Genomic DNA, 13,177 nt, shown 5'->3' on the forward strand with positions numbered 1-13,177 from the left:
GCGGAGGGAAGCGGTGACCGTCAGCCGAGGGAGATCCCCGCAGGCCCGTCGTCGAAACCCAGCCCTTCCCGCGCCTTGTCAATGCCCGCCTCTGCCCAGTGCGCTGCGTATTCGGCGTTGCTGCTCAAAGATCGAAGCTGGGCGCGGTCTATGTACAGGATGCCGTCGAGGTGGTCCGTCTCATGCTGCACGATACGCGCCTGCCAGCCGGAGAACTCACGCCGCTCCGCCGCGCCGTCGGGCGTAACGTACTCCAGCAGCACGGCCTCCGGACGCGCCACCACCGCCTGCAGCCCGTTGAGGGAAAGACAGCCCTCGTAGAACGACGCGTGTTCCTGCCCAAGCGGCGTGTAGCGGGGGTTGAGGATGGCCAGGAAATCCAGCGGGCTCCGGTTGCGCAGGGCAGCGGCAGCGGGATCGATGTCGAACTGGTCCTCCAGGACAGCGAGCCGCAGGGGGATGCCCAGCTGCGGCGCGGCGAGACCCACGCCGGGCGCTTCATGCATGACCTGCCGCATGATCCCGATCAGGCGGCCCAGCTGGTCCTCTGACAGCTGACCGTCGAAGTCCGCGGCGCGCTGGCGGAGCGCCGGGTGTCCGGCCTGGACGATGGGCGGGAGCGATCCGGCGGACAGGATCCGCTCAACAAGCTCACGGATCTGGCCGGCGCCGGCGGTGGCCGGGGGAACAGTCTGGGTCATGGGGACAGCCTACTGGCGGACGGCGTGCGGGGACGTTGGGTAGGGTCTACTGCATGGCTGAAGATCCCCTCCCTGCAGCGTCGCCGCTGGAACACGTCCTTGAATTCATCCGGGTCCTTGAAGCGGGCGGCGGGGCGGCGGACATCCGGCCGTTCCTCTCTGAACAGTTCGTGCTGACGGAGGCACCGCACCTGTTGGCCCCGGAAGGCTCCACGCGGACGCTGGCGGCGGTGCTTGCCGGCGCTGACCAGAGCCGCGACGTCGTGAAGGACCAGCAGTTCACTGTCCGGCGGACCACTTGTGAAGGCGGCAGGGTGGCGGTGGAGGCGGATTGGTCTGCCACGGTGCTGATGGATCTGCGGTATTGGGACCGCGGCGAAACAATCCGGGCCAGGACCTCGTCCGTCTTTGAGGTCAGCAACGGCGTGATCGTAAGCCAGGACAGCTACGACTGCTACTTCCGGTAACGCGGCAACCGGTCTGTGGTGCGGCGGCTAGTTCATGGTGAAACGCCTGGCGGCCCACTGGTTCACCGCCGGAATAGCGGCAGCCGCGGCAACGCCGGCGGTACGGATCCACAGGAGCGGGCCCGGCAGCGGCCTGCCCAGCATCATGTTGAATTCGGCCTGCCGGCGGGCCAGGACGGCAGCCTGCCGCCTGCTCTGATCGAATTGCCTGAGTTGAGCGCCCGTGGGTTCACCAGCCAGTGCCGCGCACGCCACCGGCACCAGGTCCCGGGCGCCCAGCCAACCGAGGTTCATGCCCTGGCCACCAATGGGGCTGATCTCGTGGGCGGCATCACCGAGCAGCACCGTCCGTCCGTCGACCGTCCTTTGGGCGATCCCGGACTGCACATTGAAGGCGCTGAGCATGGAGTTCGTGGCCAGATCCGGGCGAATCCCGGTCCTCCGGTGCACCAGCTCCGCGAGATGGCCGGACCCTGCCGCCGGTCCGGCCGGCGCGCCCAGCCGGACCACCCAGCGCCGGACGCCACCGGGCAGCGGGAACGACTCAACGATTCCGTCCGGCTCCAGGAACAGGACGGCTTTGTCCCCGAAGTCCGTGCCGTCGTCGAAATCCCCCATGAGGTAGTGGTCGGGGTACGTTTTCCGGACCACCGGGACCCCGAGCGCATCCCGCAGCCGTGACCGGGCACCGTCGGCCAGGACCAGCAAAGCCCCCGTCGCACTGCCGCCGGGACGCGTGGCACCCGCGCCGGCATCCACCGCGACGGTGACCTTGCCGCCGTCGTCCCTGACACCGGTGACTTTCGCACCCCTGACAATTGCCCCGGGGTCCAGAGCGAGGACGCGCTCTTCCAGGAGCTGCTCCGTCCTGAACTGCGGGAGTGCCAGCACGAACGGAAAGTCCCTGGAGACGTCGTCGAACGCCATGGTGCCCACCGTCTTCCCGCGGCTGACCGCCAGGCCGGACCGGATGCGGACACCCTCCTCCACCATGGCAGAGGCCACGTGCACCGCGGCCAGTGCCTCCAGGGCCGGCGGGTGGATGCCGATGGCCCGGGTATGCCGGTTCCGCGACTGCCGTTGCTCAAAGACCCTTACCGAAACGCCTTCCTGCAGCAGGGCGGCCGCCAGGTACAGGCCAACGGGACCACCGCCGGCGATCAGGACATCGGCATCCATCTCAGCCCTTCCGGTAGGCCAGGACCTGGTGGAAGACCGACGAGTGCTCCACGGACCAGCCCGGGGGAGCGGCTGCGGCAAGCTCGGCACGGGTGTAGCTGCGGCGGATGGACGTAAGCCCGTCTTCCCGGATGAAGGACCTCCGGAACGGCAGCGCGGCCACACCGAAGAGGGAGAATGCGATGGTGCTGCGGATGAGATCGTTGTGCAGCGCCTTCTGGCCGGCGAGGATTTCCGAGTCTGCCAGCAGTTGCTTGAGCTCCCCGGACTGGAGATGGTGCAGCACGTGGTTGGAGATCACGACGTCGAACCTGGCACCTTCGCGGACCAGGTCACCGCTGTGCGCCTGGCGGAATTCGACGCCGGGCATGGGGGAGCGCCGGCTGGCGAAGGCGGCAGCGCGGGGATCCGGATCGATGCCGGTCACGTGCATGGACGTGCCGTCCCGGTGTGCCCAGCGGGCCAGCATTATGGCGAGGTCACCACCGCCGGACCCGATGTCCAGCACGGTCACGGGGCTGCGGTCCGGTTTGACGATGGCGCGAAGCTCCCTGCTATACAGGCCCCGCCAGCCGGACAGTGCCCGGTTGATGACCCAAAACTGCCGGTAGGTATTGTCCAGGAGCTTCTCATCGCAGTCCGCGCGGTCCATCTGCTCGATGTCCCCGGCGGCGCGCGTTCGCAGCAGAATCCCCATGCCCTGGCGTCCCAGTCAGGCCACAGGTGCTTCTGCGGGCGTCCGGTCCTGGCGGCCCTCCGGCCCGAATCCGGCAGCGTTGTCCTGCCGCGCGGGGTCCTGGGTTGCGGTGATGGACTGCCGGAGCTTGGTGAACAGCCCCGTTTCCACGGTCAGTCCCGGGCCGAAAGCCATGGAACAAATACGCCCGCCACCATTGGAATCCCCGGGCAGCAGCGGTTGTTCCAGGATGTACTTGAGGACGAAGAGCACGGTGGCACTGCTCATGTTGCCGTAGTTCCGGAGGATGTCCCGGGCCGGAACCAGTTGCGCGTCGCTGAGGCCAAGCCGGGACTGGACCTTGTCCAGGATGCTGCGGCCACCGGGATGGATGGCCCAGTGGGGGATGGCGGTGTAGGGGAGTGCCGCCAATTCCGGGTCCTTTGCCAGCAGGGGCTGCAGGGCACCCACGATGTGGTCATCGATGATGTGGGGTACATAGGTGCCCAGGACCATCTCGAACCCGTGATCGCCGATGTTCCATGCCATGGAGTCTTCACCGACCGGGGTCAGGACTGTTTCGAAGTGGTCCAGCTTCAACAGCGCGGCTTCTTCGGCGCCGGGCCGTGCGGTCACGACGGCGGCAGCGGCGCCATCGGCGAAAAGGGCCGAACCCATGATGGTGTCCGGATCATTGGACGTGCGTACGTGCAGGGAGCAGAGTTCGGCGCAGACCACCAGGACCACCGCCTGCGGGTCGGATTCACAGAACAACTTCGCTGCGCGGAGCGCCGGAAACGCCGCGTAGCAGCCCATGAAGCCCAGGTGATACCGCTGGACGGAAGGACTAAGCCCGAGCTCGCGGACCACCTTGTAGTCCGGGCCCGGATTGAAAAAGCCCGTGCAGGACACCGTCACGAGGTGAGTTATGTCAAGTAAATCCAATTCCGGCGCCGCCTTCAGGGCAGCGCGGGCAGCCTCCACGAACAGCTTGGTGGCTTCCCGGGCAAAGATATCGTTGCGGACCTTGGTGCTGGGATTCAGCAGGAGTCCGGTGTCCGGGTCATAGAACTGCGGGCTTTCCGAGCGTGACGTGTTGGTCAGTTCGCTCACTGCCGTGAATCTGGTCTCAATGGCTGCGCCGTCAAAGCAGGTGGTGACCAGGCGCGAACCGAGCCGGGAAAGACCCGGCTGCGCGGCGAATACATCGCGGGCTTCGGACTGGATCAGTTTTGTCGTCGGAACTGCAGTTTCAAGTGAACGCACGTAGACCGTCATCACGTCATTCTTGACGTGCGCTTTGATAAAGACAATGGGCCCGGTGGTTTGAACAGCGGTTTCGCCACGTAGTTGTCCTGGGATGAAGGCGTAACTGTCCGGAATTGCAGGGCGTAGATGGCATACGTCCTGCCCCGCTCGGGAACTCTTCCCATTGCGCCGATAATCTACATTATGTCAAGTGCTAGTCTGCGTATTGCATCGGATGAATCAATCGCGGGCGGCTGACTCACTGCCCCGCTGGCCGTACTTAACCCAGCTCTGACCAGCGGAAACGCAGCACCGAACGTCGTCGTAACGGCGTCAAACCGTGTGTGGCGGCGGAACGATCAGGCGTTGCGCGGCCACCGCGACACGCCGTTGACCTGCGCAAACACAGATGGCGTCTCATCAGATGCATCATGGAATCACTGGATGAAACCGGATTCTCGGGAGGATTTGATGCAGGTTGATGGCTCCGGACGGGTCCGCCTGGTCGAGTCGGTGCCGGTCCTCCGGCCCGACGAGCAGGTGCTCCAGAAGATGCTCGAGGGCTGGCGGAACCAGCAGCTGTCACGCAACCTGCAGTTCGCGACCATCGACCAACGGCTCCGGATGGTCGAGCGCTTCATCAGCCACGTCAACGAAGACCCGTGGAACTGGACGCCCGCGCTTGTCGAGGAGTTCTCGGCGGACCTACGCACCCAGAAGCACGTTGCCCACTCGACGCTGCGCGGCTACCACTCCGCGTTGCGTGCCTTCACTAGCTACATCAGCAATCCCGACTACGGGTTCGACGTCGTGTGCGAGCGGTTCTTTGGCACCCACCCGGCGCAGGTGTTCTTCGACTGGAACACCGCTCCCCACGTCCAGGAGTACGACGGACGCCCGAAGAAACGTCCGTACACCCGTGATGAGATCAGTCAACTCTTCGACCACGCCGACGACGAGGTTGAACGGATCGGCAAGTCGGGCCGCAAGGGCTGGCAGGCCGCCTACCGGGACGCGGTCATGATGAAGATCGCGTACGGCTACGGGCTCCGGTTCAACGAGTTGAGGCACCTGCAAACGGTCGACTTCGCCCGCAACCCACACGCCCGAGAGTTCGGCGCGTTCGGCGTCTGCAAGGTCCGCTACGGCAAGGCAAAGCGGTCCTCGCCGCACAAGCCGCGCAGCGTTCTCACTGTCTGGCGGTGGACGCCCGGCATCATCGAGGACTGGCTCGCCAACGGCCGCGGTGATCCGGGCACCCTGGATCTCTTCCCCAGCGAACGCGGCGGACTGGTCGTCGAATCGACTCTGATCCGACGGGTCCGGCGCTACTGCGAGGAGTTGGGATTCTCCGATGGGCTCGATCTCCACTCGTTCCGTCGTTCGTACGCCACTCACCTGCTCGAAGCTGGATGGGACCCGCGGTTCGTGCAGGACCAGATGGGCCATGAGCACGGGGCGACAACCGGCATCTATCACTTCGTGTCCGACGAGTTCAGGCGCTCCACGCTCAGGAGCGCCTTGGACCGTACGGTGAAGGAAGCCATGGCCCGCAAGACCGAGGACGGAACATCATGAAGCGCAAGGTCGACTACACGTGGCGCCTGGCCGAGCTGATGGCCGCCCGAGGCCTGCACAACACCACGGATCTCATTCCCCTGCTGGCCGAGCGCGACATCAATCTGTCTCGACCGCAGGTGTACCGGCTGGTGAACCAGCGGCCGGAGCGCGTCTCCCTGATGTTGATCGCGGCGCTGTGCGACATCTTCGAGTGCGAGTCGACGGACCTGTTCACGACGACGGCGACGGATGTACGCGTGCGCAAGACGGGCACCGCTTCCCCGCCGAACGTTGTCTCGCTCGACCGCAGCGTGCGGCCGCGGCGCGCAAACATCCTCGACGAGTAGCGCCAGGAGCATCGATGGATCCGAAGCCGGCGGGCCTCTCCCTCGCTCGACCGTCCAGGGTCGTCCGCGCGCGACGAGCACTCGCGACGATCCGTGTGCTCGCTGCGGCCGGAACATCCCCAGGCTCGCAGCCAACTGGCCAGAAGGCCGACTCTGCAACATCTGCTACTACGACGCCGTGCACACCCGCGGAACCTGCCCAGAGTGCCTCCAGGATCGGCTCCTGCCGGGCCTGCGCGCCACCGATCGCCAGCCGATCTGCTCGACATGCGCTGAGATCCCCGTCGACTTCCACTGCGAGCGCTGCGACGTCGAAGCAGCGCGACATCGCGGACGGCTCTGCGTCCGCTGCGCACTCCGCGACGACCTCCACGCGCTGCTCGGCGGCGCGCCAAGCGATCCCGCACTCCTCGGCCTTGTCGATGCTCTCTGCGCGTCAGACAGGCCCGAGTCCATCCTCGTTTGGAAGCGGTCGGCCAAGGTCCAGGAACTGCTTCGCGGGCTCGGTAACGGCGCCATCGCCGCGTCGCACGAGGGTCTCGACTCCGTGCCCGGCAAGCCCGCCGAGCATCTCCGGGCACTGATGCAGCACCACGGTCTACTCCCCCCTCGCGACCCCTACCTGCCGCGCTTCGAGCAATGGATCGACGCCAAGCTCGACGGACTCCCCGACGAGGTACGGCAGCCAGTTCAGCACTTCGCCACGTGGCACCACCTGCGGCGCATCCGCGCCAAGACCGGGGCTGGCGCACCCACTCGCGGGCCAATTCACTCCGCGAAGCAGGAGATCACCGAAACGGTGAAGTTCCTCGTGTGGCTCCACGAGACGTATCAGCGCACCGCGGCCACCTGCACTCAGCAGGACGTCGACGAGTGGCTCGCGGCCGGACCGACGACGCGCAGTGCGATCAGGACGTTCTTCGTGGTCGCGAAGCAGGCGCGTCTCAACACGGCGGTGACTGTTCAGCACCGATCCGCGAAGAGCAGCCCATCTCTCAGTCAGGACCAACGGCTCGCCTGGATCCACGAGCTCCTCACGGGCACCAGCGAGTCACTCCCCTACCGCGTCGCCGGGATGCTCCTGTTGCTCTACGCCCAGCCGCTGGTCAAGGTCGTCACCTTCCCGACCAGCATCGTCGACGACGCCGACTCTGGGATGAGCATCGTTCTCGGCACGCATCCGACCGATGTTCCCGAGCCGTTCGCCTCGCTCATCAGGGAGCACCTTGCCGCACGGCCGAACCTACGCACCGGCGCCGGATCCGACAGCCCGTGGCTGTTCCCGAGCACGCTTGCCGGCCGCCACCTACACCCCAACACTGTCATGGACCGCCTCCGCGACGTGGGCATCAACCTCCTCGGTGCCCGCAACCGTGCCATCGGTGAGCTCGTCCTTGAATGCCCGCCCTCCCTGGTGGCAGAGGCGCTCGGTTACAGCGCCCAGGTCGCGTTCCTCCACGCCGACAAGGCGGGCGAGCCGTGGGCCCGGTACGCCGGCCGATCCATCAAGGCCACTTGACCGTTGGCACACGCCGCTCTTTGCCGCCGTCACCCGGAATGCGAGGATCCTCGTCGTGTCTAGCGAATCGCCCGACCACTGGGTCTATGTCGTCACGGACATCGAGGTCGACGGACCGTGGCCAGGGCCGAACTCGATGCGATCGTTCGCGTCCGTCGCCATCACCCTCGACGGCACGGAGCACGGGCGCTTCGAAGCCGTTCTCGAAGAACTGCCCGGAGCCGCACCGAACCAGCAGACCCTCGCGTGGTTCCAGTCGATTCCCGACGTGTGGGAGGCCGCCACGACCGATCCGGAACCAGCGCCCGATGTGATGGCCAGATACGCGAGTTGGGTGAAATCACTGCCCGGCCAGAAGTGCTTCGCTGCCTCGCCCTTGGCCTTCGACGGCCTGTGGATCGACTTCTACCTTCGCCGGTTCACTCGCTACGGCATCATCCAGGGCCCATACGAGGACGACCGTGTCTTCGATGGCACTGGCCTCTGCCTTCGGAGCTACGCAGCAGCCGTGACCGGTCGCCCTGCGTCGGAGATCTCGCCAGCGAGCTTGCCGACCGAGTGGTTCGGCGACGTACCGCACACGCACCGCGCGATCGACGATGCTCTCGGATACGCCAACCTCCTCGTCACCCTGGGACGGATGGCGCAGTCGGGAGAGCGCGATGCCTGAAGACACGCGAGTCGCAGTTCGGATCGTCCTCCTGGACCAGTCCAGCCGCGTGCTCCTCTTCGAAGGCCGGGACCTCTCCGACACCGGTGACACGGTCCGATTCTGGTTCACGGCCGGCGGCGGAGTGGACACGGGCGAGTCGCTCGCGGAAGCCGCGGAGCGCGAGTTGCTCGAGGAGACCGGCCAGGCAGGACTGACTCTGATCGGGCCCTTCCATCGCCGGGAATTCGACTTTCTAAACCACGGTCAGCCACAGCATCAGATCGAGCACTTCTTCGCCGCAAGGACGAACAACAGCGCGCTGAGCGCCCACGGATGGACCGAGCTGGAACAGCGAGCCGTGACCACGTGGCGATGGTGGTCGACCGACGACCTCACAAGCGCGGACGTACAGGTCTTCCCCGACAACCTGGTCGATCTCGTCCGACAGGCGTCTGAGCTCGTTCGCACTGAGGCGGCCAGCCCGCCTGGCGAGCTGTAGTCGGGTCAGGCGGCAGGGTCGTTGAGGCGCAAGATCTGAAGGCACTCGTCGGAGGTGAGGTCGGACTCCGCGAGGACCTTCTGGAGAACCGCAGACTTTCGAGCGATGTAGGTATCGATGTCCATGTCGGGCTCCGCTGCAAGCGCCAGCTTCACGGCTCCGTACTCGTCACGCAGATCTTCCCGCACACGAAGGACGTCGCGAACCGCGAGGTGGTTGCGGACGTTCAACGTGCCCGCCCGGCAGACATAGACGTTCCGCCGCGGGTTCGCATCAGGAGCATGGAAGGCCTCCCGATCGACAACTCCCAGATCGCCGCGGTGAACGTACCCGGCCGAACCCAGGGCGGCGACCGCTGCCGACATCTCCGCTCCGTCGACGATGACGTCGATATCGAGGATGGGCTTGGCCGCCAGCCCTGGCACTGAGGTTGAGCCCACATGCTCGACTCGCGCGGTCGCCAGTCCAGCGAGAGCCTGCTTCAGGTCGCCTGCGACCAGCGCAAACTGCGCAGGCCACGATGGCGAGGACGCGACCACTTCGATAGGCACTGGGCGATGCTAGCCGCCGGTCTCACCGGGTCTCATACCCGCCGAATACGCGCGGACTTGATACGCAGCCTGTCCACTAATGTTCCGAAGACCCTGGAAGGGAGCCATTACGACCCGATCCCCCGACCGCCGGATACGATGCGTGCAGCAATGGCCCCGAACCAAACGCTCCTGTTCCTGGCCTTGATTCCTGACGGCAGCGCAGTCATTGCTGCTGGAAAGGAGGCCGCCATGCCTTGGCAGGAGACCTCATGGTGGTCAATGACGCCTTTGCATCGACGCGCCGACGACAGCTCCGACTCCGAGCCCCAGCGCAAAGCCCCAGAACGGTGTGTGGAAAATCGCCAGCCCCAGGCTGATTCCCAAGGCGGCGCCCACCAGGCTGCAAATCCATAAGGCTTTGTTCACGATCTCTCCGTTATGACCGGGGTGGGCTCAACTACTGCAGCGACCTTACTTCATCCCTATCCGCCACGTGACCAAAAACGGGGAGATCCACATCGAAGTTGGGTAGCTCCCACCCATGCGCCAACGGCCTTGCGCGTCTTAACCTTTTGGACATGGCGGCAGGCCCACCCGGTCCGTCGCGGGCGCACGATGGGGCGGTCCCTGGATCCTCCTTTGGTCATGCAGACGGCGGCGGCGCCCGGTACTCCTTTTACTTCCCAGGACACCCCATGCGCGAACTCCCCCGCCCCCACACCTGCCCGCATTCCACGGTCACCTGCCCGGCTTGCCGTTCCGAAATGCGCGACGAAGCCCTGCGGCAGGCTCCCGGCAGACCCATTATTCTGCTGCGCCCCGCACCCGTCACGGTGCGTTCCATGCCGGCAAACGCTTTGGCCTATACCGTGACCGATGTCCTCATTGAGTGGGACGCGCAATCGGATTACCACCTGCGGTGGGAGGCAAGTTGGCTTGTCCACCGGGTGCAGGCGGCACCCGACGACAGCCACCTCCAGGAAGCAGTCTGACCGCCCGCTCCCCCGCCGCGGGCACCCGGACATCCGCACACGCCCGCCCCCCGTCGGCGGCTAAGCTCGAAGCCATGAGTTCGTTGAAAACCAAGCCTGCACAGACATCACCGGCACGGGCAGCAGTGGTGGCGGCAGCGGTGGATATGGTGCTGATCCTCGTTTTCGCCGCGATTGGCCGCGATGCACACCACCGTGAGGAGCCTATCCTTGGTGTGCTGTTGACTGCCTGGCCGTTCCTCGCGGGCGCGGCCGCCGGATGGATGATCGCCCGCGTATGGCGCAGCCCCTTCTCCATCACCCGGGCAGGCGTTCCAGTCTGGCTCGGAAGCCTGGTGGGCGGCATGCTCCTGCGGGCGCTGACCGGGCAGACAGTTGTCCTCCCCTTCATCATCGTTGCAACGCTGGCCCTGGCCGTGTTCCTTGTGGGCTACCGCCTCCTGCTGGCAGGCGCCGCACGCCTCCGCCGCCGGCCGGGCAGATAGCGGGCAGCAGAAGTTGGGCGAACGGGTGGCGGCGGGGGAAACGGCACCCGTGTAATAGGCTGGCTGGAGAGAAATGCCTGCCGTGCCCCAGTGCGGCGGCACCGATTGAAGGGGTTCAAACGTGGTTACCGCATTTGTTCTGATCAAGACCGACGCCGCCCGCATTCCGGAGACGGCGGAAGAAATTTCGGCCATCGAAGGCATCAGCGAAGTGTATTCCGTCACCGGCGAATGGGACCTCATTGCGGTAGCCAGGGTCCGCAGGCATGAAGACCTCGCGGACGTCATCGCGGACAGGCTCTCGAAGGTTCCCGCCGTGGTCCACACCACGACCCACATCGCATTCCGGGCGTACTCACAGCACGACCTCGACGCTGCCTTTTCGCTGGGTTTCGAACAGTAAACCGCGAACCCGGCCGTTAGGCGCGGGAGAGGGACACCCAACGGTCCAGGACGGCAGCGGCAGCACCGGAGTCGATCGAATCCGCAGCACGGGCGAAGGCTTCCTGCATCCTTGTCAGGAACGGGCCCTCTGCTTCAAGGTCGAACGCAACAAGGCCGGCCGCGGCGTTCACCAGGACTGCATCCCGGGCCGGACCTTGGCTGCCGGCAAGGACGTCGCGGACAACTCCAGCGTTGGCCGCCGCATTGCCGCCGCGAAGCTGTTCAACAGTGGCCAGGCTGATGCCAAGGTCCTGCGGCGAGAAGTGCAGTTCATTGACGGCTCCGTGACGGATTTCCCACACGGTTGACGGGCCAGTGGTGGTCAGCTCGTCCAGGCCGTCGTTGCCACGGAAGACCAGGCCCCTGCTCCCCCGGCGGGCCAGGACGCCGGCCACCAGCGGCGCCATCCGCGCGTTCGCAACGCCCACCGCCGAAGCCTGGACATTGGCGGGGTTGGTCAGGGGGCCCAGGAAATTGAACGCGGTCGGCACTGCCAGTTCCCGCCGGGGCACGGCGGTGTGGCGGAATGACGGGTGGAACACCTGCGCGAAGCAGAACGTGATTCCCGCCTCCTCAGCGTTCCTGGCCACCCGCGCGATAGGCAGGTCAAGCCGGACACCTAGCGCTTCAAGAACGTCAGCAGACCCGGACGACGACGACGACGCCCGGTTCCCGTGCTTGACCACCTTCGCGCCGGCCCCGGCAGCGACCAGGGCGGCCATCGTGGAGATATTGATGGTGTTAAGTTGGTCACCACCGGTGCCGACGATGTCCAGTTTTTCCCCGGTGATTGTCACGGGGTTGGCGTGGGCGAGCATCGCCTCAACCAGGCCGGAAAGCTCGTTCACCGTCTCGCCTTTGGCGCTGAGGGCCACAAGGAATCCGGCAATCTGTGCGGGCGTGGCTTCACCGGACATGATGGTGTCCATGGCCCAGGAGGTGTTCTCCGCAGTGAGGTCATTGCCCTTGATCAGGGCCGAGATCAACCGGGGCCAGGTGTTGCCGGACGCTGTAGTTGCCTGAGAAGTCACGTGCTGATGCTATCGACCGACGGCGGCCACTGACCAATGTGAACGGTTGCAGGAACTTTTCAGGGCGATTTCGCGTCTTTGTAGAAAAAGTCCTCCGAAAAGGCGGTTTGCGTTGGGCAGCACGGACTTTTACAGACATAATGTCTATGTGACATCTGCGACCCATGCCCCCAGTACCCCGGCGCACCCCACGCTGAACCGCCCCAATATGGTTTCTGTCGGAACCGTTGTGTGGCTGTCCAGCGAGTTGATGTTCTTCGCCGGTCTCTTCGCCATGTACTTCACTCTGCGCTCCACCAGTGGGCAGATGTGGGCGGAAGAGACAGCCAAGCTCAACTTCCCCTTTGCGCTCGTAAACACGATCGTCCTCGTGGCCAGTTCCTTCACTTGCCAGATGGGCGTCTTCGCCGCAGAGCGGCTGCAGCCGCGGCGCACCGGAGGTGCACTGCAGTTCGCCCGCTGGGGAATGAACGAATGGTTCACCCTGACGTTCCTCATGGGCGCGTTCTTCGTTGCCGGCCAGACCACCGAGTACGCAATGCTGGTTTCCGAGCACGTCTCGCTCTCCTCCAACGCTTATGGCTCGGCTTTCTACATGACCACCGGCTTCCACGGCCTCCACGTCATCGGCGGCCTGATTGCCTTCCTGCTCATCATGGGCCGGTCCTTCGCGGCGAAGAAGTTCGGGCATTTCGAAGCAACGTCCGCGATCGTCACCTCTTACTACTGGCACTTCGTTGACGTCGTGTGGATCGGCCTCTTCCTGGTCATCTACGTACTCAAGTAGCCAGCTTTGATTCTTTTTCTACAAGAGGCAGAATTTCAGGTAGCGGCTCCCGGAGCC

16 protein-coding genes are annotated in these 13,177 nt (G+C 65.3%); 10 read left to right on the top strand and 6 right to left on the bottom strand.

The features are described 5' to 3' along the window. Positions 1–20: 20 nt before the first annotated feature. Positions 21–701, bottom strand: coding sequence for a peptide deformylase (locus VIK36_RS11450; RefSeq protein WP_324641994.1), 681 nt, complete (start codon positions 699–701; stop codon positions 21–23). Between the two features lie 53 nt (positions 702–754). On the opposite strand from VIK36_RS11450, the gene VIK36_RS11455 reads away from it, so the two are divergent. Beyond that, positions 755–1,168 carry a nuclear transport factor 2 family protein gene (locus VIK36_RS11455; protein ID WP_324641995.1) on the top strand — a complete coding sequence of 138 codons (414 nt, stop codon included), beginning with the start codon at positions 755–757 and terminating at the stop codon, positions 1,166–1,168. A 27-nt stretch (positions 1,169–1,195) separates the two neighbouring features. Here VIK36_RS11455 and VIK36_RS11460 read toward each other — a convergent pair whose 3' ends face one another. From VIK36_RS11460 to VIK36_RS11470, 3 genes are read right to left on the bottom strand one after another with little or no spacing between them, the layout of a single operon-like run. After that, entirely contained in the window at positions 1,196–2,347 is a 1,152-nt protein-coding gene (locus VIK36_RS11460; protein WP_324641996.1) for an NAD(P)/FAD-dependent oxidoreductase, read from the bottom strand. 1 nt (position 2,348) lies between these two features. Beyond that, a complete protein-coding gene (locus tag VIK36_RS11465) occupies positions 2,349–3,044 on the bottom strand; it encodes a class I SAM-dependent methyltransferase (protein ID WP_324641997.1) in 696 nt (231 codons plus the stop codon). Positions 3,045–3,059: 15 nt separating this feature from the next. Then, positions 3,060–4,301, bottom strand: coding sequence for a type III polyketide synthase (locus tag VIK36_RS11470; RefSeq protein ID WP_324641998.1), 1,242 nt, complete (start codon positions 4,299–4,301; stop codon positions 3,060–3,062). A 414-nt stretch (positions 4,302–4,715) separates the two neighbouring features. Between VIK36_RS11470 and VIK36_RS11475 the strand changes: the two genes are divergently transcribed. The 5 genes from VIK36_RS11475 (at position 4,716) to VIK36_RS11495 (ending at position 8,848) form a co-directional block, all read left to right on the top strand. Then, on the top strand, positions 4,716–5,849 hold the full coding sequence (locus VIK36_RS11475; protein WP_242703055.1) for a tyrosine-type recombinase/integrase: 1,134 nt from the start codon (positions 4,716–4,718) through the stop codon (positions 5,847–5,849). After that, the gene (locus tag VIK36_RS11480; RefSeq protein ID WP_071416681.1) at positions 5,846–6,178 is read left to right on the top strand and encodes a helix-turn-helix domain-containing protein; all 333 of its coding nucleotides are present in this window, start codon (positions 5,846–5,848) and stop codon (positions 6,176–6,178) included. The genes VIK36_RS11475 and VIK36_RS11480 overlap by 4 nt, the downstream gene beginning before the upstream one ends. Before the next feature lie 178 nt (positions 6,179–6,356). Continuing rightward, the gene (locus tag VIK36_RS11485; RefSeq protein WP_242703054.1) at positions 6,357–7,697 is read left to right on the top strand and encodes a recombinase XerD; all 1,341 of its coding nucleotides are present in this window, start codon (positions 6,357–6,359) and stop codon (positions 7,695–7,697) included. 55 nt (positions 7,698–7,752) lie between these two features. Then, positions 7,753–8,367 carry a hypothetical protein gene (locus VIK36_RS11490; protein ID WP_071416679.1) on the top strand — a complete coding sequence of 205 codons (615 nt, stop codon included), beginning with the start codon at positions 7,753–7,755 and terminating at the stop codon, positions 8,365–8,367. Next, positions 8,360–8,848, top strand: coding sequence for an NUDIX hydrolase (locus VIK36_RS11495; protein WP_071416678.1), 489 nt, complete (start codon positions 8,360–8,362; stop codon positions 8,846–8,848). Before VIK36_RS11490 ends, VIK36_RS11495 begins: the two co-directional genes overlap by 8 nt. A 5-nt stretch (positions 8,849–8,853) precedes the next feature. Here the strand turns inward: VIK36_RS11495 and VIK36_RS11500 are convergent, their stop codons facing one another. Beyond that, entirely contained in the window at positions 8,854–9,399 is a 546-nt protein-coding gene (locus tag VIK36_RS11500) for a GrpB family protein (RefSeq protein ID WP_071416677.1), read from the bottom strand. Between the two features lie 746 nt (positions 9,400–10,145). On the opposite strand from VIK36_RS11500, the gene VIK36_RS11505 reads away from it, so the two are divergent. The 3 genes from VIK36_RS11505 (at position 10,146) to VIK36_RS11515 (ending at position 11,261) form a co-directional block, all read left to right on the top strand. Further along, on the top strand, positions 10,146–10,373 hold the full coding sequence (locus VIK36_RS11505) for a hypothetical protein (protein WP_324642001.1): 228 nt from the start codon (positions 10,146–10,148) through the stop codon (positions 10,371–10,373). 74 nt (positions 10,374–10,447) lie between these two features. Further along, entirely contained in the window at positions 10,448–10,858 is a 411-nt protein-coding gene (locus tag VIK36_RS11510; protein WP_324642002.1) for a DUF3054 domain-containing protein, read from the top strand. 121 nt (positions 10,859–10,979) lie between these two features. Continuing rightward, positions 10,980–11,261 carry an Lrp/AsnC family transcriptional regulator gene (locus VIK36_RS11515; RefSeq protein WP_141160402.1) on the top strand — a complete coding sequence of 94 codons (282 nt, stop codon included), beginning with the start codon at positions 10,980–10,982 and terminating at the stop codon, positions 11,259–11,261. 16 nt (positions 11,262–11,277) lie between these two features. Here the strand turns inward: VIK36_RS11515 and trpD are convergent, their stop codons facing one another. Next, complete coding sequence (gene trpD / locus VIK36_RS11520) at positions 11,278–12,333, bottom strand: anthranilate phosphoribosyltransferase (RefSeq protein ID WP_324642003.1); 1,056 nt, start codon at positions 12,331–12,333, stop codon at positions 11,278–11,280. 112 nt (positions 12,334–12,445) lie between these two features. Between trpD and VIK36_RS11525 the strand changes: the two genes are divergently transcribed. Beyond that, on the top strand, positions 12,446–13,120 hold the full coding sequence (locus VIK36_RS11525; protein ID WP_217509392.1) for a cytochrome c oxidase subunit 3: 675 nt from the start codon (positions 12,446–12,448) through the stop codon (positions 13,118–13,120). Positions 13,121–13,177: the final 57 nt, after the last annotated feature.

This window comes from Pseudarthrobacter sp. LT1 (assembly GCF_035621795.1).
In the GTDB taxonomy this organism is placed as follows: Bacteria; Actinomycetota; Actinomycetes; order Actinomycetales; family Micrococcaceae; genus Arthrobacter.